This window comes from Streptomyces sp. NPDC059917 (assembly GCF_042730635.1).
Classification (GTDB): domain Bacteria; phylum Actinomycetota; class Actinomycetes; order Streptomycetales; family Streptomycetaceae; genus Streptomyces.
In genome coordinates this window covers 25,652-50,816 of record NZ_JBHWLC010000061.1, presented here as the reverse complement: position 1 = coordinate 50,816, position 25,165 = coordinate 25,652, and the positions used below count along the sequence as shown (strand labels likewise).

Below are 25,165 nucleotides of genomic sequence, written 5' to 3'. Positions count from 1 at the left end.
AGGCGGGCGATCCTCCGCCTTGCGATGCACGGCACCAGACGCCGCGAGCCGCGCCCTTCGGGCGCCCGGCGCTACTTTCGAAACACGCCCTAGAACCGCCCCGGGGGGCGCCCGAAGGGGTCTTCGGCGGACCGGCGCGATCCGACGGAGACGGCCTAGAGTGCCGCCCATGGGGTGGAGAAAGATCTTGCGCGGGTGGGAACCCGGGCCGGGGCGGCTCGCGACGACGGCGGACCTGCGGTACAGGCGGATGGGGAAGGTCGCCGTGGTCCTGGCGCAGCGGCGCCGGCCGCCGCAGGAGCTGTGGGACCGGGTCGTCCTCTCGTTGGAGGACCAGGTCATGGTCGCCTGCGCGGCCGGGCACCTGCTCGCGCAGTGCGGGCCGAGCGTGCTGGACGGGCACGCCGACCGGCTCGCGGCCTTCCTGCGTCACCACCGGTCGACCGACGCCTACTCGTTCGAACTCGTCGACCACGTCCTGGCCGCCCTGGCCGGGCTCGACGACCGGCGCGCCCTCCCGCTGCTGACGGCGCGCGTCGCCGACCCCTCCCGCTCCCTGCTCCGCCCGGCGTACGCCCCGACGCTGGCCCGGCTGCCGGAGCTGCTGCCCTCGGTCCTGACCCGCATGCGCGCCGCCCCCGGCGACCACTACATCGAGAGCTCCCTCGCCCTGCTGGGCCAGTGGGGCGCCCGGGCCGGAGCCGCCGTGCCGCTGCTGGCGCCGCTGCTCGGGGGCCCGTACGCGCGCGTCGCCTGCGAGGTCCTCGGCCGGATCGGGCCCGCCGGGGCGGCCACCGCGGACGTCCTGGCCGACCTCGCCCGGGCCCGTACGCGCCCCGCGCGGCAGGGCTGGCCCGACACCGCGAACCCCTGGCACGGCCGGCAGAGCGCGGCCTGGGCCCACTGGCGGGTCACCGGGGACCCCGGGACGGCCCTGGAGGTGTGCGGGAGCTTCGCCCGCGCGGGGCTCGGCGGGCCCGTCCTGCGGTACCTCGGCGACCTCGGCCCGGCCGCCGCCGCGCACGTGGACGACGTACGGACGCTGCTCGACGCGCCCGGTGCGTGGACCCGGGTGGAGGCGGCGAGCGCGTTCTGGCGGATCACCGGTGACCCGGAACCGGCGGTGGCGGTCCTGCGGCGGGAGCTGGCCCCGCTGCGGGACGCCCGCCTGACGGAGGCGGCCGGGGCCGCCGTGCGACACCTGGGCGCGATCGGCGCTCCGGCCGCAGCCGCCGCGGCGCTCCTGCGGGAGGCCCTCGCCGACGACCGTCGCGTCGACCAGGGGATGCTCGCCGACGAACGGCTCTGCCGGTCCCTGGAGACGGCACTGGACGCCATCGAGGGGAACATCTGATCCATCGGACAGTCGACCGGGTGGTGCGCCGGAGGCTGTTTCCGGCCACCCGGGACGCACCGTCACCCTGCGGCACCGGCGAAACGATCCTGTCGGTCCCGCCACCAGGAAGTCCGGCGTCCGAGGCCACCGGAAGGCTCCTTCGAGCGCACGCGCGGTAGCGGAACCCGCCACGCGCCCGGCCGGAAATCGATCGTTGCGACCCCCGCCGCACGCTCCCTACAGTCCCCTCTGCATTCATCTCATCACACAGGGTCACTTCCCATGGGGGCAGCAGTGTCACGCTCACGCACCATCACACGCCGCGTCGGCCGGGTCCTGGCGGGCTCGGCCCTCGGCGCACTCGTGGCACTGGGCCTGGCGCTGGGACCGGGCGCGGCCACCGCGACCGCCGCCGCCACCGCCGCCACCGGCGACTGCGGCGCCTCGAACCGGCTGCCGCGCCCGCAGGACCAGCGGTTCTACGTGCAGTGCGCGAACGGCGTCGCCACCGTGCTGCCCTGCCCCGGCGGCCAGGTCTTCGACCTCGGGCAGCAGGCGTGCGACCTGCCCGAGCGGGTCCGCCCGGCCGTGGCCACCGAGACCACCGCCGGGCCCGCGAAGCTGAACGGGCTGCTCTTCGGCGTGCGCAACCTCAGCACCACCATCCGCATGGCCGACGGCCCCGCCGGGCTGGACGGGGTCCCGGTCACCTTCACCACCGCGGGCGGCAGGACCCTCTGCACGGCCGTCACCGACCAGTACGGCGCGGCCCGCTGCGACTCACCGGCCCGACTGAACGTCCCGCTCGACGAGATCCTGCGCGGCTACCGGGCGACCTACGGCGGGATCGACGGCATCTACCGGCCCTCCACGGCGACCGGAACCGTCTCCCTCCTCTGACCGGCGGGAGCCGGGCCGCACCGGACCGGCGGGCGCGGGGTCAGGCCCCGGTGGCGCGCACCGCCGCGTACAGCTCGGCGGCCACGTCCGCCAGTTCGGCCGCGTCCCGCACGCTCGCCTGGAGGTCCAGGAGCACGTCGGTCAGCGGTACGGCCGCCGCGTGCGCGGCGACGTCCTCGGCGATCTGCTCGACGCTCCCCTGGAAGGGCCGCCGGTCCGCCCCTTCGAAGGGCTGCTGCGTGTAGAGCGCGTTCGCCCGCGCGCACACCTCGATCGGCCGGGTCCGTCCGCGCTCGGCGGCCAGGTCCGTCAGCCGCTCCCAGGCTCCGGCCAGCACCTGCGGACCGGTGGCCACCGGCATCCAGCCGTCCGCCCGGTCCACCAGGCGGCGGGCGGCGCGCGGGCTCGTGGCGGGCAGGTGGACGGGGATCGGACGGGCGGGCTTGGGGCCGATCCCGGCGGGCGCGATGACCGTCGACCCGCCCTTGTAGGCGACCGGGTCGGGACCCCAGACCGCCGCGCACACGTCGAGCAGCTCGTCCAGCACCGCGCCGCGCCGCTCGAAGGGCGCCACGCCCGCGGCCGCGAACTCGTCGCGCGACCAGCCGGTGCCCAGGCCCGCCAGCACCCGGCCGCCGCTCGCCGCGTCCAGGGAGGCGAGGGACCGGGCCAGTTGGACGGGTATGTGCAGAGGGGCGACGAGCACGCTGGTCCCCAGCAGGGTCCGCCCGGTCGCGGCGGCCGCGAGGGTCAGCGTGATCAACGGGTCGGCGACCGCGCGGTACTTCTCCATCCAGGGCAGGCCCGGGATCCCGTACATCCCCTCCAGCGGCTGCTCGGGGAAGAGGATCCGCTCGAAGACCCACAGGCTCCCGTACCCGGCCTCCTCCGCCGCGCGCGCCACCGCCGGGACGTCCCGGCCGATGTCGAAGTGCTTCATCTGGGGCAGGCCGAGGCCGAGCCGGATCGCCACGGTTCTTCTCCTTCGCCGGAGGGACGCGCGGCGCCTGCCGGTGAGGCGCCGTCAGTGCGTCAAACGGTCGTCTCCAGCGAAAGGTGCCAACGCCCCGCGGATCCGGCGAGGGTGAGCGTGGACAGCGGCCGGACGTCCACGTTCCAGTACGTCTGCGGCGGCGCCCGGAGCGCGAAGACCAGGGCGGCGCGCACCACGGACGGTTCGGCGACCGCCACGATCGCTCCCCCGTCGTCGGCGGGCCGGGTGTCCAGCCAGGCCCCGATCCGCGCGATGAAGGCGAGCAGCGACTCCCCGCCGTGCGGGGCCGCGCCCGGGTCGGACAGCCAGAGGTCCACCGCACCCGGCTCGCGCGCGGCCACCTCGGCCAGGGTGAGCCCCCGCCAACGGCCCATGTCGCAGTCGCGCAGGGCCGGCTGGGCGAGCGGTGCGTAGCCCAGGGCCCGACCGGTGGCGCGGCTGCGCGGCGTGGGCGAGCAGTAGCGCAGCTCGGCCGCGCCCAGGGGCACGAGTCCGTGTGCGGCCGTCTCCACCGCCCGCCAGCCGACGGTGTCGAGCGGGCGGTCGTCGTCGAAGCGCTCGGCGAGCAGCGAGGAACTACGGGCTGCGGTGACGAGCGAGACCCGAACATGCATAGCGGCGATGGTGCGGCGAGCCCCGCCCGAGGTCAAGCCTGCGTACCGACCCCGCAGCGCAGCTTGCCGACGGCCGCCGCCAGTTCCCCGGCGGACGCGACCCCGGCGAGGCTCATGCGGACGTACGGACCCGGCGGTTCCGCGCAGAAGTACGGGCGGCCCGGGGTGACGGCCACCCCGGCGCGCAGTGCGCCCGACACGAAGGCGGACTCGTCCGCGCCGTCGGGCAGTCGCACCCACAACTGGTATCCGCCGACGGGCAGGTGGGGCAGCGTCAGGCCGGGCAGCTCGCGCCGCAGGGCGCCGACGAGCACCTCCCGCCGGTGGCGCAGCTCGGCGCCGACGGCCCGCAGGTGACGCGGCCAGGCGGGGGCGCCGACCAGCTCCAGCGTGGCCTCCTGGAACGGCCGGGGCACGAAGAAGCTGTCCACGACCTGGATGGCGCGCAGCCGCTCCAGGACCGGCCCGCGGGCCGCGAGCGCGCCGACCCGCAGGCTGGGCGAGGCCACCTTGGTGAGGGAGCGCACGTGCACCACCACCCCGTCGGGGTCCTCGGCGGCCAGCGGCGGAGGCAGCGGTCCGGCGTCCTCGTGGGCGAGCGAGCGCGCGTAGTCGTCCTCGACGACGAAGGCCCCGGCGGCCCGCGCGATCCGGCGCACCTCGGCCCGCCGCGCGTCGGCCAGCACCGATCCGCTCGGGTTCTGGAAGAGCGGCTGGCATACGAACACCCGCGCGCCGGTGGCTTCGAAGGCCGCGGCGAGCAGGTCCGTACGCACCCCGTCCGCATCGCAGGGCACCGGCACCGGCCGGCACCCGGCGGCGCGGGCGATCGCCAACAGGCCGGGGTAGGTCGGGGACTCGACCAGGATGGGCGCGCCCGGCGGGGCCAGCGCCCGCAGGGCGGTGGTGAGCGCGCTCTGGCCGCCCGCGGTGACCAGCACGTCGGCGGCGGTGAGCGGGCCGCCGATCTCCCGGGCGAACCAGTCGCGCAGCTCGGTCAGCCCCTCGACGGGCGGCCGGGACCAGGCCCCGGGCCGCCGGCCGGCACGGGCCAGGGCCGCGGCGAGGGCCCGTTCGGGCTGGAGGGAGGAGTGCAGGTAGCCGCCGTTCAGCTCGATCACCCCGGGCGGCGGGGCCGCGAGGGAGACCAGCACGCCGGAGGCGTCCACCGAGCGCGGCACGATCTCCCCGCCCTCCTCCGCGCTGAGGGCCACCTCCTGCCAGGAGGTGTCCGTGGCGGCCGGGGCCGCCTCGCGCGGCGCGCAGCGGAACGCCCCGGCACCGGGCCTGGTCACCACGAGTCCTTCGGCAGCGAGCTGGGCCAGGGCCCGGGACACCGTCACCGGACTCACCCGGAACCGCTCGACCAAGGAGCGGCTCGACGGCAGCTTTCCACCCACCGAGTAGCGGTTCAACTCGGATCTGAGGGATTCCGCCAGTTCAGCCACACTGCTACGCTCGTACATGAGAGCCAAGAATAGCGCTACCCGCCCTGCCACGATAGCGGTTGAGCGCGAGACGGACTCGGGAACCGGTCCGGGCACCCCGGCCGGCGCCACCTCCGCCACCACTTCCGGCGCCACCTCCGGCACGCTGCTCGCCGCCCTCGGCGTCGTCACCTTCTCGCTCACCTTCCCGGCCACCGTCTGGGGCATGGAGAGCTTCGGCCCCTGGTCCTTCGTCGCGCTGCGCAGCGTCCTCGCCGCCGCGATCGCGGGCGTCTTCCTCCTCGCCCTGCGCGTCCCGCTGCCCGGCCGCGCGCACTGGGCGGGTCTCGCCGTGGTCGCCGCCGGGGTGGTCGTCGGCTTCCCGATGCTGACCACGCTGGCCCTGCGCACCTCCACCACCTCGCACTCCGCCGTGGTGGTCGGCCTGTTGCCGCTGACCACCGCCGTGCTCGCCGCGCTGCGCACCGGCGTCCGGCCCTCGCGCACCTTCTGGGCCGCCGCCGTCGCGGGGGCCGCGGTGGTGCTCGGCTTCACCCTCGCGCAGAGCGGCGGCGCCCTCTCCGCGGGCGACGCCTACCTCTTCGCCTCCCTGCTGGTGTGCGCGGCCGGGTACACCGAAGGCGCCCGGCTGGCCAAGGCGATGCCCGGCTGGCAGGTCATCGGCTGGGCGCTGGTCCTGTGCCTGCCGCTGACCGTGACCGGGTCGGTGCTGGGCCTGGCCGCCGAGCCCGTGCACCTGACCGGGCACGGGATCGCCGGGCTGGTGTGGGCGGCGGCCGGCTCCAGCTTCCTCGGGCTGTACGTCTGGTACCGCGGGATGGCCGAGATCGGACCCGCCCGCGCCAGCCAGCTCCAGCTCGCCCAGCCGCTGCTCACGCTGGTGTGGGCGGTGGCCCTGCTGGGCGAGCGCCTGACCCCGGCCGCGCCGGTGGCGGCGGCCGCGGTGCTCGTCTGCATCGCCCTGACCCAACGGGTCAAATAGGTCTGGAACGCCGTAAACTGCTGTCACCGACCGGACCGGCCCGAGGGAGGTCAGCATGCACGCGACCGAGGGTGACCAGCTGGTGCAGCACGGCAGGATCGTCGGCCAGAACGACAAGGTCGGCGAGATCCTCCAGGTCCTGGGGGACAACGGAACCCCGCCCTACCGGGTGCGGTTCCAGGACGGCCACGAGGCGCTGATGGCCCCCGGGCCGGACTGCGTCGTACGGCACCCGGACACGCACCACCAGTGAACCCGGCGAACCCGACAACGACGGCAGCGCCGACAGCGACAACGGCGACGGCGGGCGGTCAGCGCGGCGGCACCCGCGTCGGATAGTGGTCCGCGACCACCCGCGCCATCGCTCCGCTCCGGTCCGCGACCACCTGCTTCGCGGAGAAGTAGAGGTGGCCGCGGACCTGCGGGTGGCGGGCGGCGACCGTCAGGTGCCGGGACAGCTCGGCCGGGTCCCGCCAGGCGGGCGTGGGGCTGTCGGGATCGCAGCGGTAGAGCGCCTCGCCGATCAGCAGCTCCACCGAGGTCCCCCGGACCGTCCGCGACCACCAGTCGACGAGCGTCTCGTAGTCGCACTGCGGGTGCCCGATCTGCCAGTAGAGCTGCGGCGCGATGTAGTCGAGCCAGCCCTCCCGCACCCAGCGGCGGGTGTCGGCGTAGAGGTCGTCGTAGGTGCCCAGGCCCGCCCGGGTCGCCGAGCCGAGCGGGTCGACGTCGTCGCCCCGCCAGACGGCGAAGGGGCTGACGCCGAAGCGGACGCCCGGCCGCGTCGCCTTGATCGCGGCGGCCATCTCCCGCACCAGGGCGTCGATGTTGTGCCGCCGCCAGTCGGCGCGCGCGTCGAAGTCGGCGCCGTGCGCTTCGAAGGCCTCGTCGTCGTCGAAGTACTGCCCCTCCACGGGATAGGGGTAGAAGTAGTCGTCCCAGTGCACCGCGTCCAGGGGGTAGCGCCGGACCGCGTCGAGCATCGCCTCCTGCACGAACGCCCGGACCTCCGGCAGCCCGGGGTTGTAGTAGAGCTTGCCGCCGTAGGGGACCACCCAGTCGGGATGCAGGAGCGCCGGGTGCTCGGGGACCAGCAGGGACGCGTTCGTGTGGGTGGCCACCCGGTAGGGGTTGAACCAGGCGTGCAGCTCCAGCCCGCGCTCGTGCGCCCGGGCCACGGCCGTGCCCAGCGGGTCCCAGCCCGGGTCCCCGCCCTGGCGCCCGGTCAACCACTGCGACCAGGGCTCCAGCGCCGAGGGCCACATCGCGTCGGCGGTCGGCCGCACCTGGAGGACCACCGCGTTCAACCGCCGCCGGACCGCGGTGTCGAGCAGGGCCACCAGTTCCGCCTCCTGCTCCGCGGCGCTCAGCCCCACCGCCGAGGGCCAGTCGACGTTCGCCACCGAGGCCACCCACATGCCGCGCAGGGCGGAGCCGGGGGCGGGCGCGCCCCCGGCCCCGGGCGCGGGGCCCGCGGCCGCTGCCGCCGCCGGGCCCGCCGCGGCCGTCGTCACCGTCCCGGCGGCCAGTGCCCCGGCCACCCCCGCCAGCAGTCCCCGTCGGCCGATGTGCGCCATGTGTCCGCTCCGTTCCGCACAGTGATATTGATCTCGGTGCGCCCAGCATGCCCGCCCCGGGCCGTCATCGGGCCCCAGGTCGGGAGTAACGTCGGGGGGCGTGGCGGGCGCCGGAATGCAGTTACCACTGTCAACGACGGGGGACCCGCGATGGATGAGCAGCGAAAGGCACGATGTGACGGACCTCTCTACCCTCCCGACCGACATCGCACGGGTCGGCGTAGTGGGCTGTGGCCAGATGGGCGCGGGCATCGCGGAGGTGTGCGCGCGCAGCGGTCTCGAGGTGAAGGTTGCCGAGACCACCGGCGAGGCCCTGGAGATCGGCCGTACCCGGCTGCACAACTCCCTGATGAAGGCCGCCGAACGCGGCAAGATCACGGAGGAGGAGCGGGACGCCACCCTGGCCCGACTGACCTTCACCACTGACCTCGGCGAGTTCGCCGACCGTGACCTGGTCATCGAGGCCGTCGTCGAGAACGAGCAGGTCAAGACCGAGATCTTCCAGGTGCTCGACCAGGTGGTGACCCGCCCGGACGCGATCCTCGCCTCGAACACCTCCTCCATTCCGCTGGTGAAGCTGGCCGTCGCCACCTCGCGACCGGACCAGGTCATCGGCATCCACTTCTTCAACCCCGCCCCGGTGCAGCAGCTCGTCGAGCTGATCCCGGCGCTGACCACGGGCGAAGAGACGGTCAAGCGGGCCGAGGCCCTGGTCCGGGACGTGCTCGGCAAGCACGCGATCCGCGCCCAGGACCGCTCGGGCTTCGTGGTCAACGCGCTGCTGATCCCGTACCTGCTGTCCGCGATCCGGATGTTCGAGTCGGGCATCGCGAGCCGCGAGGACATCGACAACGGCATGGAGCTGGGCTGCGCCCACCCGATGGGCCCGCTGAAGCTGGCGGACCTGATCGGCCTGGACACCGTGGCCTCGGTGGCGGACTCGATGTACTACGAGTTCAAGGAGCCCCTGTACGCCGCTCCCCCGCTGCTCCAGCGCATGGTGGACGCGGGCCGCCTGGGCCGCAAGACGGGCTCGGGCTTCTACCCGTACGGCTAGCCCAGGCGCAGGTGGTGCAGCAGCAGGAGCCCGGCCGCCATGTTGGCGGCCGGGACCTCGCCGCGCGCGATCATGTCCGGGACCAGCTTGAGCGGCACCCACGCGCGGTGCGAGGACTCGAAGTCGTCCTCGGGATGGCCGGTGTACGTCGCCCCCTCGGCCCAGTAGAGGTGGTGGCGGGCGTCGGTCAGCCCGTTGGAGGGCTCGACGGTCATCAGGTGGTGGAGGGGGCCCGGGCGCCAGCCCGACTCCTCCTCCATCTCGCGGGCCGCCGCGGCGGCGATGTCCTCGCCGTCCTCGACCACGCCGGCCGGCAGCTCCCAGCCCCAGCTGTCGGTGATGAAGCGGTGGCGCCACAACAGCAGCACCTCGTTGGCCTCGTTGACCGCCGTGGCCACGGCGACCGGGCGCAGCCGGATCACGAAGTGGTCCAGGTGCCGGCCGTCGGGGAGTTCGACGTCCGCGAGGTTCACGTCGAACCAACGGTTCTTGTACACGGTCTGCTCGCTCAGGTTCATCCACTGCACGGTTGTGCCACCTTTCGATCGAGTAGGTGGCAACATGGCAGCAGTTCCGAGCATCACAGCGGAACGCGCAGCGCCCCGTCGATGAGGTGCGCCGTCTCCCGCGCCCCCGCACATCCGCTGGTCAGCAGCTGTTCGCGGACCGCGCGCAGCCGGTCGCGCAGCCGCAGGGATTCCATCCCCCTGGCCCGTTCGGCCATTTCGGTCGCGGCCGCCACCGCCCCGTCGGCCTCCCCCTGGCTCAGCTGGATCGTGCACAGTATGGCCAGCCGGTGCACCCGTCCCCGGTCGTGCGCCGGGGTGTCCACGGCGGCCGTCGCCTGCTCGTAGGCGGCATCGAGTTCGCCCAGCCCGAGCAGCGCCTCGGCCACCTGCACGTTGACCAGACCGGGCTGTACGTACCCGGTCTCGTCCGGTTCGCTGCCCGGCCGGATCCGCTCGGCGGCCGCCTCCGCGCGCCGGATGCACTCCAACGCCGCTCTCCCGTCGCCGAGTTGGGCGTAGGCCTTGGCCTGCATCGCGTACAGGTCGGCCGAGAGCGCCGGGGTGATGTGCCGCCCCGCGGCGCGCAGCGCGGCCTCCGCGAAGGCGACCGCCCGGCGGAACTCCCCCAGGTGCAGGGACTGGTTGACGAGCAGCGCGATCACGTAGGCCCCCAGGCCCCGGTCCCCGCTCGCCTTCGCGAGCCGCAGGGCCTGGTGGAAGTAGCGCTGGGCGAGCCCGTGGGCGTCCGAGTCGTACGCGCAGATCCCGGCCACCGCCACCAACGACCCGGTGGCCCGGTAGAGCCCCCGGCCGAGCGCGTCGGGGTAGCTCCCGCGCAGCAGCGGCGCGGTCTCGCTGCCCAGGAACCGGACGACCCGCTCCCGGGTCGCCACGCCGCCCGCCCGCCGGTACATCAGCTCGTAGTGCACGCGGGCCGCCCGCAGGATCTCGATGTGCTCGGGGCCGACGGGGGTGGGCCCCGAGCGCGAGACGTCCGCGTCCTCGGGCGGATTCTCCCACTCCCAGACCGGGATGACGGCCGGGGTCCCGCACACCGCCCCGGCGGCCAGCAGCTGCGGGCGGGCCTGGCCGTCGGCGCGCCACAGGGCGGTGGCCCGGTCGACGAACCCGCCCAGCGGGGTGCCGGGCGGCGATCCCTGACCGGCGTCGCCCTCGACGCCACCGGCGCCGGGCGAACCGGGCAGGCCGAGCCCGATGTCGTCCAGCGACAACGGGCGGCGCAGGCGGCTGCCGAGCACCTCGCAGAGCAGGTCGGGCACTTGGCCGCGGGGCCGCTGGCCCTTGAGCCAGCGGGCGACGGCGGTGTGTTCGTAGCGCAGGGCCAATCCGCGGCTGCGGCCGGCCTGGTTGACGTGTGCGGCGAATCCGGCGTGGGACATGCCCGCCTCGGCAAGGAGGGCATCGAGCAGTGCGTTGGGCTGCATGGGCCGCTCCCGGGGCTCGTCGCTCTCAGGTTAGTGGGTGCTCGCTTCACACGGGGTGTGAACCGGATGCGCGCATAAATGCGCCGCGCACCCTGCCGCAGGAGTACCCGGCAGCGCTTCACTGAAGAGCCTCGCCAAAGAGGTAGCCCGGGTCGTCGGCTCCCCCTCGAACAGTGCGACGACCCGTACTGGCGCCGCCCGTTCTGCTGTCTGCCCGACACTCCATGGCAGGCGGGCGGCGCACCCCGACACCCCGGTCGGGCCCGCGCTCAGGCCGGGCCGAACCGGTCGTTGCGCAGCACCAGCAGGGCCACGTCGTCGGCGAGCCGCCCGCTGGTGTGCCGCAGCAGCGCCGCGTGCACGCCCGCGACCAGCCGCGCGGGCGTGAGCGCGGCGGCCGCGGCCGCTTCGGTGACGGCGCCGGCCAGCGGGAAGAAGCGGCCCGCGCGGTCACGGGCGTCCGCGACCCCGTCCGTGTGCAGGAAGAGCGCCTCGCCCGGGGCGAGCCGGCCGCACGGCCGCGCCGCCAGGTCACCGGGACCGGGCAGGGGCAGCACCCCGAGCGGCGGCAGCGTCTCGCCGCCGAGCGGCTCCAGCCCGACGCGCTCCCGGCGCGGGGATCCACCCGGCGTCCGGGGCAGCCGCGCGGGCGGGTGCGGGGCGCGCCCCCGGGAGCCCGCGCAGCACGGTTCGGGCACGGGAAGCCAGCGCAGCACGTACGGCCAGGGGTGGCCGCAGTTCAGGGCCAGCAGGGCGCCGTCGGGCGCGATCTGGAGCAGCAGCACCGTGACGAACTCCTCCGGCTCGCCCCCCACGTGCCGGATCAGCGCCCGCTCCATCCGCCGCAGCACCCCGCCCAGCGACGCCTCGTCGTACGCCGCTTCGCGGAAGGAACCCAGGACCGCGGAGGCCACCCCCAGCGCGGCCGGCCCGTGCCCGCGCACGTCACCGATGACCACCCTGACCCCGTAGGGCGTGGGCAGCGCCTCGTACAGGTCGCCGCCGACCGACAGTTGGGCCGCGGCCAGCGCCAGCCCGTCGATCCGGGCCGGGAGCGGCCGCAGCAGGGCCCGCTGCACCGCGCCCGAGATCTCCTGGCTGCGCCGCAGCTCCGCCAGCAGCCGCGTACGGATGTGCAGCGCGCACCCGGTGGCCAGCAGCAGGAAGGCGGCGCAGCTGGCCAGGCTCGGGCCGAGCGGTCCGGGCGAGGACAGCTCCCAGGACACCGCTGCCCCGCCCCAGGCAAGGACGCACACCCGGCGCACGTGGGGCACCCGCCCGCGCGTGATCATCCTCTGTGCCTCCCCTCGGCCGGAACGATTGTGTCCACGACCCGGTGCGCCGGACACGGGTCGCCGAGGTTCTCACCCGAATGAGTGAGGGGCACCTCCGGTGATCCGGATGTGCCCCTCACAGACCTGCCATCAGGTGCTACGCACCGCGCAGGACCGCTCCGGTGCGCTCGGTGGCCAGGGCCACCGCCGCGTCACGGGCGGCCGTGGACTCCTCCGCCGTCAGGGTGCGGTCCGCCGCGCGGAAGCGCAGCGCGTAGGCGAGGGACTTCTTCCCCTCGCCGACCTGCTCGCCGGTGAAGACGTCGAACAGCCGCAGCGATTCGAGCAGTTCACCCGCGCCCTTGCGCAGCGCGGTCTCGACCTCGGCGGCCGGGACGGCCGCGTCGACGATCAGCGCGACGTCCTGGGTCGCCACCGGGAAGGTGGAGATCCGGGGCGCCCGGAGGGCCTCGCCACCGGCCGCCGCGAGGCGGTCGAGGTCGATCTCCATCGCGCTGGTGCGGGCGGGCAGGCCGAGCGCCTTGACGACGCGCGGGTGCAGCTCACCGGCATGGCCGATGACCTGCTCCACCCCGTCGAGGGTGACCACGAGCTCGGCGCAGCGGCCCGGGTGCCAGGGACCGTACTGGCCCTGGCGCACGACCAGCTCCGCACCGGCCTCGACGGCCAGCGAGCGGGCGGCCTCGACCGCGTCCGCCCAGTCGGCCGGGCGGCCCTTGCCCCACCAGCCGGCCTGCTCGCGCGCACCGGCCAGCACGACCGCGGCGTACCGCGGCTGCGCGGGCAGGGCCGCGTTCAGGGTCGCGATCTCCTCGGCCGTCGGACGGCGGTCGACGGGCAGCCGCACCGCGACACCGGCCTGCGGACCGGCCCGGAAGACCGAGCCCGTCTCGAAGAGCGCGAGGTCGTGGCTGCCGCGGCTGTCGTTGCGGCGCAGCGCGCCGAGCAGACCCGGCAGCAGCGTGCTGCGCAGGGCCGGCTCCTCGTCGGAGATCGGGTTGACGAGGGTGACGACCTGGCGGGTCGCGTCGTGCGCCGGCAGCTGGAGCTGGTCGAAGACCTGGGCTCCGAGGAAGGGGTAGTTCAGCGCCTCGACGTAACCGGCGCCGGCCAGCGCACGGCCGATCCGGCGGTGCAGCTGCTGGCGGGCGGTGAGCCCACGGCCCGAAGGGGGCTGCGGCAGCGTGGAGGGCAGGTTGGCGTAGCCCTCCAGCCGGATGACCTCTTCGGCGAGGTCGTTCGGCTCGGCGAGGTCGGGACGCCACGACGGCACGGTGACGACCAGCTCGTCCTGGCCGTAGACGTCGCAGCCGACCTCCTGGAGGCGGCGCACGACGGTCTCGCGACCGTAGTCCACGCCCGCCACCCGGTCCGGGTGGTCCGCGCGCATCGCGATGGTGCGCGGGGCGGAGGGGGCCGACAGCTCGGTGACGCCCGCCTCGGCGGTGCCGCCCGCGAGCAGCACCAGCAGGTCGACCGTGCGCTGCGCGGCGGCGGCCGCGGCCTGCGGGTCGACCCCGCGCTCGAAGCGCTTGGACGCCTCGGAGGCGAGCTTGTGGCGACGGGCGGTGCGCGAGATGGACAGCGCGTCGAAGTGCGCCGCCTCGATGACCACGTCGGTGGTGCCCGAGACCTGGAGGGTCTCCGGGTCCGTGACGGAGTCGGCGATCTCGGTGTTGGCGCCGCCCATGACACCGGCGAGGCCGATCGGCCCGCTGTTGTCGGTGATCACCAGGTCCTCGGCGTCCAGCGTGCGCGTGACGCCGTCGAGGGTGGTGAACTTCTCGCCCTGCTCCGCGCGCCGGACGCCGATCGGACCGTCCACGCGGGAGCGGTCGTAGGCGTGCAGCGGCTGGCCGAGTTCGAGCATCACGTAGTTGGTGACGTCGACCGCGAGCGAGATCGGCCGCATGCCGGCCTTCTGCAGGCGGCGGCTCAGCCAGATCGGCGAGCGGGCCTCGGGGTCGAGGCCGCCGACCGTACGGGCGGTGAAGCGGTCGCAGCCCTGCGGGTCCGAGATCTGCACCGGGTAGCCGTAGGAGTTCGGGCCGGGCACGTCGAGCAGCGCCGGGTCGCGCAGCGGCAGCCCGTAGGCCGTCGCCGTCTCGCGGGCCACGCCGCGCATCGACAGGCAGTAGCCGCGGTCCGGGGTGACGGCGATGTCGAGGACCTCGTCGATCAGCTCCAGGAGCTTGATCGCGTCGGTTCCGACCTCGTACTCCGGGGGGAGCACGATGATGCCGTGCGTACCGTCGTCGCCCATGCCCAGCTCGTCGCCCGAGCAGATCATGCCGTGCGAGGTGCGGCCGTAGGTCTTGCGCGAGGCGATCGCGAAGTCGCCCGGCAGCACCGCGCCGGGGAGCACCACGACGACCTTGTCGCCGACGGCGAAGTTCCGCGCGCCGCAGACGATCTCCTGGGGCTCGCCGGTGCCGTTGGCCTGGCCGACGTCGACCGTGCAGAAACGGATCGGCTTGCGGAAGCCCTCGAGCTCCTCGATGGTCAGGACCTGGCCGACGACCAGGGGACCCTGGAGACCGGTGCCGAGCTGCTCGACGCGCTCGACCTCCAGGCCGGCGTCGACGAGCCGCGCCTGTACGTCACGACCGGTCTCGCCCGCGGGCAGGTCGACGTACTCCCGCAGCCAAGAAAGCGGGACCCGCATCAGATCTCCATCCCGAACGGCCGGGTGAAACGAACGTCACCCTCGACCATGTCTCGCATGTCTTCGACGTTGTGGCGGAACATCAGCATCCGTTCGATGCCGAACCCGAAGGCGAATCCGCTGTACTTCTCGGGGTCCACGCCACAGGCGACGAGCACCTTGGGGTTGACCATGCCGCAGCCGCCCAGCTCGATCCAGCCCTCGCTGGAGCACGTGCGGCAGGGGCGGTCGGGGTTGCCCACCGATTCGCCGCGACACACGTAGCACTGCATGTCCATCTCGGCGGACGGCTCGGTGAACGGGAAGAAGTTCGGGCGCAGCCGGGTGGTCATGTCCTGGCCGAAGAGCGCCTGGACCATGTGGTCCAGGGTGCCCTTGAGGTCGGCCATGGTCAGGCCCTCGTCCACGGCGAGCAGCTCGACCTGGTGGAAGACCGGCGTGTGCGTCGCGTCCAGCTCGTCGGTGCGGAACACCCGGCCGGGGCAGACGACGTAGACGGGCGGCTCGCGGTCCAGCAGCGTGCGCGCCTGCACCGGGGAGGTGTGGGTGCGCAGGACGACACCGGACTCGTCGCCGACGGTGCCCTCGGGGCCCTGGACGAAGAAGGTGTCCTGCATCTGGCGCGCGGGGTGGTCGGGGGTGAAGTTGAGGGCGTCGAAGTTGAACCACTCCGCCTCCACCTCCGGGCCCTCGGCCACCTCGTAGCCCATGGCCACGAAGACGTCCGCGATGCGGTCCATCAGCGTGGTCAGGGGGTGGCGGGCGCCGGCCGGGACGCGGTCGTGGGGCAGCGTGACGTCCACGGCCTCCTCGACGAGCACGCGCTCGTCGCGCTCCGCCTCCAGCTCGACCGTGCGCGCGCCGAAGGCCTTGTTCACGGCGCCGCGGGCCTGGCCGACGCGCTTGCCGGCCTCGGCCTTCGCCTGCGGCGGCAGGGCGCCGATCTCGCGGTTGGCGAGCGCCAGGGGCGAGCGGTCGCCCATGTGCGCGGTCTTCGCCTCCCGCAGCGCGTCGAGGTCGCCGGCGGACGCGAAGGCGGCGAGCGCCTCGTCCCGCATGCGCTCGATCTCATCCGGTTTCAGTGCCTCGACCTCAACAGGGTCGTACGACTTGTTCGGTGCCGACATCTCTTCCCGTACTTCCGATGGCTGGCTGGTGGGTCCCCCGCGCGACACGCAGGGCGCGCTCGGCACAAGGACACAAAGGTGCCAAAGGACGAGTCTAAAGGTCGCCGGGGGCGAAGGAGCCCGTGGGCCGCCTGGCGAGACGCTCCGCAGGGTTACTGCGTGAGGTACGCCGGCGCGGCGACGGGCAGGATAAATCGGAATTCGGCGCCGCCGCCGGGGCCGCGGCCGACCGTGATGGTGCCGCCGTGGGCTTCCACGATGCCCTTGACGATGTACAGGCCCAGACCGGTGCCACCGCGCTTGCTGCCCCGCCAGAAGCGGGTGAAGACGCGGCGCATGGAGTCCTCGGGGATGCCGGGGCCTTCGTCGGTCACGGTGACGGCCGTACCCATCTCGTTGTCGTTCTTGGTCGCGGACGCACCGGCCGGAGCGGGTGCCACCTCGATGGTGACCGTTCCCTCACCGTGGCGCACGGCATTTTCGAGCAGGTTGCCGAGGATCTGGTCGATCTTGTCCGGATCGGCCCACAGATCGGGCAGGGGGCTCGCGACCCGGACGAGGAAGCGGTCCGGTGCCTGGCCGTTCGCGGTGAGCGCCTGGACGTGGCGCGCCACGGCGGTGGCGATGTCCACGGGCTGGCGGCGCACCTCCAGGCGCCCGGAGTCGATCCGGGAGATGTCGAGCAGCTCGGCGATCAACCGGGTGACCCGGTTGGCGTCGGCGTCGACCGTCTCCAGCATGAGCCGCTTCTGGTCGTCGGTGAACCGCTCCCACTTCGCCAGCAGGGTCGCGGTGAACCCCTTGACCGAGGTGAGCGGGGAGCGCAGCTCGTGCGCGACGGTGGCGATCAGCTCGGCGTGGCTGCGTTCGGTGCGGCGCCGGGCCTCGGTGCCGCGCAGGCTCACCACGAGGTGGCTGAGCGGCCCCGTGGGATGCGTACGGACGTAGCGGGCGCAGACCAGCACCTCGCGGCCGCCGGGGAGCAGCAGGTTGCGCTCGGGCTGGCCGCGCCGGGTGGCCAGGCCCCCGTAGGGGTCGGTCAGCGCCCACCAGCGGCGGCCTTCGAGGTCCTCCAGGGGCAGCGCCCGCTCGATCCGGTCGCCGAGGGCCTTGCCGGGGTCGACGGCGGTGATCCGCGCGGCGGCCCGGTTGAAGCAGATGATCCGGCCCGCGTGGTCGGCGACGACCAGCCCGTCGGGCAGGTCGTCGGGGTGCATGCCGAAGCCCGCTCCGAGCACGTCGCCCGCTGCGGGTGCGCCGCCGTCCAGCGGGGACGCGGCCACCGGCTCACCGGGCCCCGCGGACTGGGCCGCCCTCTGGGTGGCCTCCCGCGGGGAGCTGTTCGTACCGACGGTCATGTACCCGTACCCCACATCTCCGGTCGGGGTCGCCGCGACGGGCGCCCCCGGGGCGCCACATTACTAGCTGGGGGTCACGGAGCGGCACCCTCCGGGAGCCCGCTGTGCACGGGCGGAGGCGTAGAGGCACACGGCGGCGGCCGTGGCGAGGTTGAGGCTCTCGGCCTTGCCGTGGATCGGGACGCGCACGACGGCGTCCGCGAGTGCGCGGGTCTCCTCCGGCAGCCCCCAGGCCTCGTTGCCGAAGACCCATGCCGAGGGGCCGCCCATGGTGCCCGCGTCCAACTCGGCGTCGAGGTCGTCCTCGCCCGCGCCGTCGGCGGCCAGGATCCGCACGCCGGCCGCGCGCAGCCCCTCGACGGCCTGCTCGACGGGGACGCCCACGGCCACCGGCAGGTGGAAGAGGGAGCCCACGGAGGCCCGTACGGACTTGGGGTTGTAGAGGTCGACGGAGGCGTCCGTGAGGATCACCGCGTCCGCCCCCGCGGCGTCGGCGCAGCGCAGTACGGTGCCCGCGTTCCCGGGGTCGCGGACGTGCGCGAGGACGGCGACCAGCTTCGGTCCGGCCGCCAGGACGGACTCGAAGGAGGTGTCGAGGAAGTGGCAGACGCCGACCAGGCCCTGCGGGGTGACGGTCTGCGAGACCTCCGCGAGCACCTCGTCACCGGCGTAGTGCACGCGCGCACCGGCGGCCAGGGCCGCCTCGATGATGTCGGCGTAGCGCTCGGCGGCCTCGACGGTGGCGAACAGCTCGATCAGGGTCGCGCCCGCCTCGCCGCGGTGTTCGGCGGCCTCGCGGACGGCCTGCGGGCCCTCGGCGATGAAGCGCCGCTCCTTGGTGCGGAAGTTCCGGCGCGCGAGCCGTCGGGCGGCGGCCACCCGGGGGGATCGCGGTGAGATCAGCTCGGCGGGGGCGGGGGTACCCATGGCGGTCGGCTCGCTTCCGTGCGTACTGCGGGTCGAAACGGATCGAAACAGCTCGGACCAGCGGAGAACGGCTGGTCAAACGCGCCGGACCCGCAGGCACGAGGCCTGCGGGTCCGGGCTGTGGCCGCTGGGGGCCGGTGAGCCGGTGAGGGCTCGTGAAGGACGGACTGCTTAGGCAGCGGCCTTCGGGGCGTTGACGTCGGCCGGAAGCGCCTTCTGGGCGACCTCGACCAGCGCGGCGAACGCGTTGGCGTCGTTGACGGCCAGCTCGGCGAGGATCTTGCGGTCCACCTCGATGTTGGCGGCGTTCAGACCCTGGATGAGGCGGTTGTACGTCATGCCGTTCTGGCGGGCAGCGGCGTTGATGCGCTGGATCCAGAGCCGGCGGAAGTCGCCCTTGCGCTTCTTGCGGTCGTTGAAGTTGTAGGTCAGGGAGTGGGTGACCTGCTCCTTGGCCTTGCGGTACAGGCGCGAACGCTGACCGCGGTAACCCTTGGCGGCCTCGAGGATCGCCCGACGCTTCTTGTGAGCGTTTACTGCCCGCTTGACGCGTGCCACTTTGTACTCCTTGTAACAGGGCCGTGGATGTCTTCACACGGCCCGAATTCGATGGGGTCCCGGTCTTGACGTTCCGCTCCCGCCAACGGGGAGCGGAGGAACGTCACTTGCCGAGAAGCTTCTTGATCTTCGCGGCGTCGCCGGGGGCCATCTCCGCGGTGCCGGTCAGGCGGCGGGTGACACGGGACGACTTGTGCTCGAGCAGGTGGCGCTTGCCGGCGCGCTCACGGAGCACCTTGCCGGCACCGGTGATCTTGAAGCGCTTCTTGGAACCGCTGTGCGTCTTGTTCTTCGGCATAGCGCCGTTATCTCCTCGTCGGTGGCGCTCCCACCGGTCCGGAGGAACCAGGCTGGCGGGAGCGTCAATAGTTTCTGTCGAGTCCGGGGCGGGCTGCTCCGGACTCAGGCCTCGGCAGGAGCCTCGGTGGAGGCGTCCTCGGCCGGAGCGGCCTCGGCTGCGGGGACCTCGGCTTCGGGGGCCTCGTCGGCGAGGACCTCGTCGACTCCGGCCTCGTCCGCGAGGAACTCGCCCTCGTCCGTGGCGGAAAGGCCCTGACGCTCGGCCTTGCGGGCGGCCTGCGCCTCACGGGCCTCGGCCATCGCCTCGGTCTTCTTCTTGTGCGGGCCGAGAACCATGATCATGTTTCGGCCGTCCTGCTTCGGGTTCGACTCGATGAACCCGAGGTCCTCGACGTCCGAAGCCAGACGCTGGAGCAGTCGGTAGCCCAGTTCCGGACGGGACTGCTCGCGACCACGGAACATGATCGTGATCTTGACCTTGTCGCCCTGCTTGAGGAACCGGACGACGTGACCCTTCTTGGTGTCATAGTCGTGCGGGTCGATCTTCGGCCGGAGCTTCATCTCCTTGATGACCGTGTGCGCCTGGTTCTTGCGCGCCTCACGGGCCTTCATGGCCGACTCGTACTTGAACTTGCCGTAGTCCATGAGCTTGCAGACCGGCGGCCTGGCGGACGCCGCTACCTCGACCAGGTCGAGGTCGTACTCCTGCGCAAGCTCGAGCGCCTTCGCGAGCGGCACGATGCCGACCTGCTCGCCGCTCGGACCGACAAGTCGTACCTCGGGAACGCGAATCCGGTCGTTGATGCGGGGCTCGGTGCTGATGGATCCTCCTCGGTTGCACCACCACACGGCCGCCTGGCAGACAGCCGCGTAACGTCTCTGACGCGAGACCAACCGATCCGGAACACAAAAAATGCCCCGGACGGGACACAGGCGGGGCTCCTTGGAAATACCGGAACACCACCGCATCACAACATCGCGGGGCGCAGCATCAGGCGGCTTTCCATCGTCCGTACGGAACGATGGATACTGCCTTGACCGGTGACCTGCCATCCCGGAGGACGACTAGGTGGGAGTACGGAGCCTCCACTTGTGGGCCGGACGCATGCGCATCCAGCCGGTCTGGTGACCCCAATATAGCAAGGGGTCTTCCCGGACGCTAACCCGGCCGCGAACCGGCCACCCGCGGGGCCCGGACCCGGCGCCGCGGGGGCCCGGTCCCGACCCCCTCCGACACCGGCTTATCGTGAACGCATGACTGACGCGACGCCCCCCGAGACCACCGAAGCCGACCAGGCTCCCGACTACGACGCCATGACCCGCGACATCGCGGACGTGCCCGCGGTCGAGGTGATCACCACGGTGGCCGTGCACCTGCTGAGCGCCGCCGCGGTCAACCTGGGCCTGGACAAGCCCGACTCCGAGCACAAGGACCTCGACGAGGCCCGCAAGCTGATCACGGCCCTGGCCGGACTGGTCACGGCCAGCGCCACCGAGATCAGCTCCTTCCACGCGGCCCCGCTGCGCGACGGCTTGAAGTCGCTCCAGCTGGCCTTCCGCGAGGCCTCGCTGGTCCCGGACGAGCCGGGCCAGGGCCCGGGCGAGAAGTTCACGGGTCCGGTCTTCGGCTGATCCCTCCCGCACCACCCCGCTCGACCACGGTCCCGGCGGGTGCCCCGATCGCCCGGGGCACCCGCCGGGACCGTTCGCGTTCCGCTCGCGGGCGCGATCACGGACGCGATCACGGACCCGCTCGCGGGCGCGTCCGTTTCAGTCCCGGACGAAGAGGAGCTCTCCGGGAGCCGCCGCGTCCGGTGGCAGCAGGGCCAGGTCCAGTCCGCGCACCAGGCGGGCCCGCAGGGTCTCGTCGGCCGCCAGCGCCTCGGCGAGCTCCCGGGCGCTGCCCGCCGGGTCGGCGCCGTCGGCCAGCACCACGGCGAGGGTGCCGTCCGCGTCGGCGCCGGCCGGGCCGAGGTAGGACCGTACGACGCTCCGGGTCGCGACCACGGCCGCGCGCACGGCCGCGGTGACCGCCGGGTCGGCCAGCGGGTCGGCGTCGGTGCGGCCCTCGGCCGCCGCGAGCAGCGCCGAACCGGTCAGCTGGTAGGGCACCGGGCCCGCGAGGTCCAGGACGAGGGTGTCGGCCTTCTCGTGCGCGAGCGCCGCCAGGGCCTGGTGCAGCGGGACGGCCACGGGCCGGGCCGCCGGGTCCCACAGGGCCAGCGCAGCGATCGAGGTGAAGGCGGGCAGCGCCCGCCGGTCGCCCGCCTTGAGGGTGGGGACGGCCATGTCGCTGGTCTTCTCGCGCTTGAGGCCCGTCTCGGGGTCGGTCTCGACCTCGCCGAGCACGGCGACGACCGGGACGAGCAGGCGCGCGTCCTTGAGGGCCGCCAGCACCTGTGGCTCCTGCGATCTGTCCTGGGCCCACGCGGACAGGGCCGCGCTCAGCCGGGGATCGGCGGTGCCGTCGTCGTCGGAGAAACCGGGGTCTGGAATGTTCTTCTGGGCCACAGTTACCCGACCCTATATCGCGGTGCGGCGCTCTTCGTCCGGCCGCCGCCGCCGGACCAGTACGCCCGCCAGCACGAGCAGCGCCACCCCGGCGCCCGCCGCGACCGGCGCCGCGTACCGGCCGTGGCGCGCGGGGGGACGTACGGGCTCGGGTCCGGGGCCGAAGTAGCGGCTCGTGGCCGGGACCGGGGTCGGCGCGATGGAGTCCGCCCTGAGCCCGTCGGCGGCCTGGAGGGCGGCGACCGGGTCGACCAGTCCGTGCCCGCGGGCGTCGTCGCGACCGCCGCGCGGGGCGTCGGAGGCGGTGTCCTCCAGCAGCTTCTTGATCTGCGCCGGGGCCAGCTCCGGGTGGGCGGAGCGGACGAGCGCCACCACGCCCGAGACGGACGCCGCGGCCGCGCTGGTGCCCCAGCCCTCGTAGTAGCCGCGGTCCGGGTCGGCGATGACGATGTCGACCCCGGGGGCGCTGACGGTGGCGTACCAGTTGCGGGTGGAGAAGGGGGCCTTGGCGCCCTTGCGGTCCACGGCGGTGACGGCGATCACGCCGGGGTAGGCGGCCGGGTAGGAGGTGTGGTCCCCCTGTTCGCCGCCGTTGCCGGCCGAGGCGACCACGACCACGCCCTTGGCCAGGGCGTACTGCACGGCCTCGTCCTCGGCGGCCTCGTGGTGGGCGGACTGGCTGTCGTCGCCCAGCGACATGTTGATCACGTCGGCGCCGTGGTCGGCGGCCCAGCGGATCCCCTCGGCGAGGGCGCCGCCCTTGCTCTCGCGGGCCTTCGCCCGGCCCGGGTCGCCCTCCTCCAGGATCACCCGGACCGGCAGGATCTTGGCCTGCGGCGCGATGCCGAAGACGCCCTGCTGCCGGTTGGGGCCGTGGCCGTGCCCGGCGATCACCCCGGCCATGGCGGTGCCGTGCCGGGCCCAGGCGCGATCGCCGCGGGAGGCGCCCATGCCGACGAGGTCGGTGCCTTCGAGGACCTGTCCGGCCAGGTCGGGGTGGGTCGCGTCGACGCCGGTGTCCAGCACCGCGACGGTGATCCCGTTGCCCTGGGTGGTGCCCCAGGCCTCCTCCGCGCGCAGGGCGGTGAGGTTCCACTGACGGTCGCGGATGGCGTCGGCGGCGGCGGGCGGGGCGGCGAGGGCCGCGCAGGCGAGGGCGAGGGCGGCGCAGACCGCGGCGGAGCGGAGCGCGGGGAGGGGCGCGGGGAGGGGCCGGCGGGTCATCGGGACGGCTCCGGTTTCGCCGTGGGGGTGGGCGGGGCGGCCAGTGCGCGCAGGGCGCGCTCTATCCGGTCGGCGACGCCCTTGGCCTCGTAGCCGAGACCGGCCTGGGCGACGGCGCTGGTGTCGTCCTTCTTCACCGCGTCGGCGGCCGGGCGCGGCGCGGCGACCGGGCGGCCGTCCGCGAAGGCGGAGACGCAGTAGAGGACGACGGGCGCCTCGGGCGGGACCGACACCGTCCAGGCGCCGCGCTGTCCGTCGGCGAAGCCGTAGCCGGAGGGGACCGGCAGGCGGCCCTTGAGCGCCGCCATCGTGGGGGCGTCGGCCGTGGTGAAGACCATGCCGACGGAGATCAGGGAGCTGCGGGTGGCGTCGGTGTAGGTGGCGCGCAGCACGCGGGTGCAGCCGGTGGGCGCGAGGGGGGCCTGCCAGGCGGCGGGGAGCGCGGTGGCGCACGGCGCGTCGGGGGCGAGGGCGATCCGGGTCCAGGTCCGGTCGGAACCGCCGGGTCCGGCGCCGCGGCCGTCGAGGGTGGGCGGGAAGAGGGTGTCGATCGGGGTCTCGCGCCAGAGCGAGCCCGCCGTGCGGTGGGCGGCGGCGGGGGTGACGGGGCGCTGGCGTGCGTGGTGGTCGGACCAGACGCCGAAGGCGGCGCCGCCGATGAGGGCGAGACCGGCGGCGGTGGCGATCGCGGCGGCCGCGGTGCGGGCCGGGTGGGCCGGGGCTCGGGGTGCGGGGGCGTCGTCCGGGGCGCCCGGGTCCGCGGGCGGGGCGGTGTGTCGGTCAGACATGGTCATCCGGCGGCTCCGCCCCCGTTCCGTACCGTGCCGTGCCTGCGGGTGCCTGCCCGTACTCTACGACGCCCACCCCGCCCCACCCCCAACCCCCGTGCAGTCACCGCCCCCCGAGCCCCGGGCGCGCCCTCAATCGCCGGGCGGGCTGAAAGCGGCCCCACACCCCCCGGCGAGCCCTCAATCGCCGGGCAGGCTCCATTTCCCCCTCCAGCCCCATCGGCACATCCCAGCCCCGCCGGCGATTGAGGCGGATCGGTGGCCCGCGCCCGGGCCCGCGGCGGGTGAGGCGGGGCGAAGCAGGGCCTACCCACCGGTAGAGCGGCATGGCAAGCTGCGCCCATGACTTCCCCCGCCGCCGATCGGGCCCGTTACGACCGGGCCACCGCCCACCTCGACGCGCCGCTGGCCATCGTGGACCTCGACGCGTTCGACGCCAACGCCGACGACCTCGTGCGCCGGGCCGGCGGGAAGCCGATCCGGGTGGCGAGCAAGTCCGTCCGCTGCCGGACCCTGCTCGAACGGGTCCTGGCCCGGCCCGGGTTCGCCGGAATCATGTCCTACACCCTCGCGGAGTCCCTCTGGCTGGCCCGGTCCGGTTTCGAGGACGTCCTGCTCGCCTACCCCTCCGCCGACCGCACCGGCTTCGCCGAACTCGCCTCGGACCCCAAGCTCGCCCGGGCCGTCACCGTGATGGTGGACGATCCGGCGCAGCTGGAGCTGATCGACCACGCCCGCGACGGCGGGACCGAGGAGATCCGGGTCTGCCTCGAACTGGACACCGCGCTGCACCTGTTGGGCGGTCTCGTCCGGGTCGGCGCCCGCCGCTCCCCGATGCGCGAACCGGCCCAGCTGGCCGCGATGGCCCGCGCCGTCACCGCCCGGCCGGGCTTCCGGGTGGTCGGGCTGATGGGGTACGAGGGCCACGTGGCCGGTGTGGGCGACTCCCTGACGGGCCGTCCGTTGCGCTCCCGGGCGATCCGGCTGATGCAGGCGACGGCCCGCAAGGAGCTGGCGGTCCGGCGCGCGGAGACCGTACGGGCGGTGCGCGAGGTCGTCGGGGAGCTGGAGTTCGTCAACGGCGGCGGCACCGGCAGCGTGCAGCAGACGGCGGCCGAGCACGCGGTCACCGAGATCGCGGCCGGGTCGGGCCTGTACGTGCCGCGCCTGTTCGACAACTACACGTCGTTCCGGGGGCGTCCGGCGGCCCTCTTCGCCCAGCCGGTGGTCCGCCGTCCGGGCGTGGGCGTGATCACCGTGCTGGGCGGCGGCTATCCGGCCTCCGGCGCGGCGGGCGCCGACCGGCTGCCGCAGCCGTACCTGCCGCAGGGCCTGCGCTACGACCCGCAGGAGGGCGCCGGCGAGGTGCAGACCCCGCTGCTCGGCGCCCCCGCGGACGACCTGCGGATCGGTGACCGGGTGTGGTTCCGGCACGCGAAGGCCGGGGAGCTGTGCGAGCGCTTCGACGCGCTGCACCTGGTCGAGGGCGACCGGGTGACGGCCACCGCCCCGACGTACCGGGGCGAGGGCCGCACCTTCCTCTGAGCCGG

At 74.1% G+C, this 25,165-nt stretch carries 24 protein-coding genes; 7 read left to right on the top strand and 17 right to left on the bottom strand.

The genetic code is table 11. From position 1 onward, the window contains the following. Positions 1–169 precede the first annotated feature (169 nt). Together ACFWAR_RS29220 and ACFWAR_RS29215 are read left to right on the top strand one after the other, a co-directional pair. On the top strand, positions 170–1,354 hold the full coding sequence (locus ACFWAR_RS29220; RefSeq protein ID WP_385783331.1) for a hypothetical protein: 1,185 nt from the start codon (positions 170–172) through the stop codon (positions 1,352–1,354). A 276-nt stretch (positions 1,355–1,630) separates the two neighbouring features. Then, positions 1,631–2,236: a carbohydrate-binding module family 14 protein gene (locus ACFWAR_RS29215; protein WP_385783328.1), complete on the top strand. Its 606-nt coding sequence runs from the start codon at positions 1,631–1,633 to the stop codon at positions 2,234–2,236. Positions 2,237–2,276: 40 nt separating this feature from the next. Here ACFWAR_RS29215 and ACFWAR_RS29210 read toward each other — a convergent pair whose 3' ends face one another. From ACFWAR_RS29210 to ACFWAR_RS29200, 3 genes are read right to left on the bottom strand one after another with little or no spacing between them, the layout of a single operon-like run. Beyond that, a complete protein-coding gene (locus tag ACFWAR_RS29210) occupies positions 2,277–3,209 on the bottom strand; it encodes a TIGR03619 family F420-dependent LLM class oxidoreductase (protein ID WP_385783326.1) in 933 nt (310 codons plus the stop codon). Between the two features lie 59 nt (positions 3,210–3,268). After that, the gene (locus tag ACFWAR_RS29205) at positions 3,269–3,844 is read right to left on the bottom strand and encodes a histidine phosphatase family protein (protein ID WP_385783323.1); all 576 of its coding nucleotides are present in this window, start codon (positions 3,842–3,844) and stop codon (positions 3,269–3,271) included. Positions 3,845–3,876: 32 nt separating this feature from the next. Next, positions 3,877–5,388, bottom strand: coding sequence for a PLP-dependent aminotransferase family protein (locus tag ACFWAR_RS29200; RefSeq protein ID WP_385783320.1), 1,512 nt, complete (start codon positions 5,386–5,388; stop codon positions 3,877–3,879). On the opposite strand from ACFWAR_RS29200, the gene ACFWAR_RS29195 reads away from it, so the two are divergent. Beyond that, positions 5,309–6,274 carry a DMT family transporter gene (locus ACFWAR_RS29195; protein WP_385783317.1) on the top strand — a complete coding sequence of 322 codons (966 nt, stop codon included), beginning with the start codon at positions 5,309–5,311 and terminating at the stop codon, positions 6,272–6,274. The genes ACFWAR_RS29200 and ACFWAR_RS29195 overlap by 80 nt on opposite strands. A 55-nt stretch (positions 6,275–6,329) precedes the next feature. Next, entirely contained in the window at positions 6,330–6,527 is a 198-nt protein-coding gene (locus tag ACFWAR_RS29190) for a DUF1918 domain-containing protein (RefSeq protein ID WP_385783314.1), read from the top strand. A gap of 58 nt (positions 6,528–6,585) precedes the next feature. On the opposite strand, the gene ACFWAR_RS29185 is transcribed toward ACFWAR_RS29190, so the two are convergent. Then, positions 6,586–7,851 carry a glycoside hydrolase family 10 protein gene (locus tag ACFWAR_RS29185; protein WP_385783311.1) on the bottom strand — a complete coding sequence of 422 codons (1,266 nt, stop codon included), beginning with the start codon at positions 7,849–7,851 and terminating at the stop codon, positions 6,586–6,588. A 154-nt stretch (positions 7,852–8,005) separates the two neighbouring features. Between ACFWAR_RS29185 and ACFWAR_RS29180 the strand changes: the two genes are divergently transcribed. Beyond that, positions 8,006–8,908, top strand: a complete 903-nt coding sequence (locus ACFWAR_RS29180; RefSeq protein ID WP_330329539.1) for a 3-hydroxybutyryl-CoA dehydrogenase — start codon at positions 8,006–8,008, stop codon at positions 8,906–8,908. On the opposite strand, the gene ACFWAR_RS29175 is transcribed toward ACFWAR_RS29180, so the two are convergent. The 10 genes from ACFWAR_RS29175 to infC all read right to left on the bottom strand — a co-directional run bounded on the left by ACFWAR_RS29175 (position 8,905) and on the right by infC (position 19,941). After that, positions 8,905–9,426, bottom strand: a complete 522-nt coding sequence (locus ACFWAR_RS29175; RefSeq protein ID WP_385783336.1) for an NUDIX hydrolase — start codon at positions 9,424–9,426, stop codon at positions 8,905–8,907. The two genes, ACFWAR_RS29180 and ACFWAR_RS29175, sit on opposite strands and share 4 nt — an antisense overlap. Before the next feature lie 62 nt (positions 9,427–9,488). Further along, positions 9,489–10,862 carry a transcriptional regulator gene (locus ACFWAR_RS29170; RefSeq protein ID WP_385783308.1) on the bottom strand — a complete coding sequence of 458 codons (1,374 nt, stop codon included), beginning with the start codon at positions 10,860–10,862 and terminating at the stop codon, positions 9,489–9,491. Between the two features lie 269 nt (positions 10,863–11,131). After that, a complete protein-coding gene (locus ACFWAR_RS29165; protein ID WP_385783306.1) occupies positions 11,132–12,154 on the bottom strand; it encodes a PP2C family protein-serine/threonine phosphatase in 1,023 nt (340 codons plus the stop codon). Positions 12,155–12,293: 139 nt separating this feature from the next. Then, positions 12,294–14,822 carry a phenylalanine--tRNA ligase subunit beta gene (pheT, locus tag ACFWAR_RS29160; protein ID WP_385783303.1) on the bottom strand — a complete coding sequence of 843 codons (2,529 nt, stop codon included), beginning with the start codon at positions 14,820–14,822 and terminating at the stop codon, positions 12,294–12,296. Then, the gene (gene pheS, locus ACFWAR_RS29155) at positions 14,822–15,949 is read right to left on the bottom strand and encodes a phenylalanine--tRNA ligase subunit alpha (RefSeq protein WP_385783300.1); all 1,128 of its coding nucleotides are present in this window, start codon (positions 15,947–15,949) and stop codon (positions 14,822–14,824) included. The genes pheT and pheS overlap by 1 nt, the downstream gene beginning before the upstream one ends. Positions 15,950–16,101: 152 nt before the next feature. Continuing rightward, positions 16,102–17,307 (bottom strand): ATP-binding protein, encoded by a 1,206-nt coding sequence (locus ACFWAR_RS29150; protein WP_385783297.1) that lies wholly within the window; start codon positions 17,305–17,307, stop codon positions 16,102–16,104. A gap of 63 nt (positions 17,308–17,370) precedes the next feature. Further along, complete coding sequence (locus tag ACFWAR_RS29145) at positions 17,371–18,234, bottom strand: TrmH family RNA methyltransferase (protein ID WP_385783294.1); 864 nt, start codon at positions 18,232–18,234, stop codon at positions 17,371–17,373. Between the two features lie 171 nt (positions 18,235–18,405). Next, positions 18,406–18,792 carry a 50S ribosomal protein L20 gene (gene rplT, locus ACFWAR_RS29140; RefSeq protein ID WP_385783292.1) on the bottom strand — a complete coding sequence of 129 codons (387 nt, stop codon included), beginning with the start codon at positions 18,790–18,792 and terminating at the stop codon, positions 18,406–18,408. A 103-nt stretch (positions 18,793–18,895) separates the two neighbouring features. Then, on the bottom strand, positions 18,896–19,090 hold the full coding sequence (rpmI, locus tag ACFWAR_RS29135) for a 50S ribosomal protein L35 (RefSeq protein ID WP_351053231.1): 195 nt from the start codon (positions 19,088–19,090) through the stop codon (positions 18,896–18,898). 104 nt (positions 19,091–19,194) lie between these two features. Then, a complete protein-coding gene (infC, locus tag ACFWAR_RS29130) occupies positions 19,195–19,941 on the bottom strand; it encodes a translation initiation factor IF-3 (protein ID WP_385783289.1) in 747 nt (248 codons plus the stop codon). A 405-nt stretch (positions 19,942–20,346) separates the two neighbouring features. Between infC and ACFWAR_RS29125 the strand changes: the two genes are divergently transcribed. Then, a complete protein-coding gene (locus tag ACFWAR_RS29125) occupies positions 20,347–20,724 on the top strand; it encodes a DUF1844 domain-containing protein (protein ID WP_354382649.1) in 378 nt (125 codons plus the stop codon). Between the two features lie 138 nt (positions 20,725–20,862). Here ACFWAR_RS29125 and ACFWAR_RS29120 read toward each other — a convergent pair whose 3' ends face one another. Genes ACFWAR_RS29120 through ACFWAR_RS29110 form a run of 3 tightly spaced genes read right to left on the bottom strand, consistent with a single transcriptional unit; the run spans position 20,863 to position 23,615 of the window. Further along, complete coding sequence (locus tag ACFWAR_RS29120) at positions 20,863–21,603, bottom strand: SseB family protein (RefSeq protein WP_385783284.1); 741 nt, start codon at positions 21,601–21,603, stop codon at positions 20,863–20,865. Between the two features lie 12 nt (positions 21,604–21,615). Next, the gene (gene mycP, locus ACFWAR_RS29115) at positions 21,616–22,827 is read right to left on the bottom strand and encodes a type VII secretion-associated serine protease mycosin (protein WP_385783282.1); all 1,212 of its coding nucleotides are present in this window, start codon (positions 22,825–22,827) and stop codon (positions 21,616–21,618) included. Then, entirely contained in the window at positions 22,824–23,615 is a 792-nt protein-coding gene (locus ACFWAR_RS29110; protein WP_385783279.1) for a hypothetical protein, read from the bottom strand. Before ACFWAR_RS29110 ends, mycP begins: the two co-directional genes overlap by 4 nt. Before the next feature lie 342 nt (positions 23,616–23,957). On the opposite strand from ACFWAR_RS29110, the gene ACFWAR_RS29105 reads away from it, so the two are divergent. Continuing rightward, positions 23,958–25,160 carry an amino acid deaminase/aldolase gene (locus ACFWAR_RS29105; protein WP_385783277.1) on the top strand — a complete coding sequence of 401 codons (1,203 nt, stop codon included), beginning with the start codon at positions 23,958–23,960 and terminating at the stop codon, positions 25,158–25,160. The last annotated feature ends 5 nt before the right edge of the window (positions 25,161–25,165 follow it).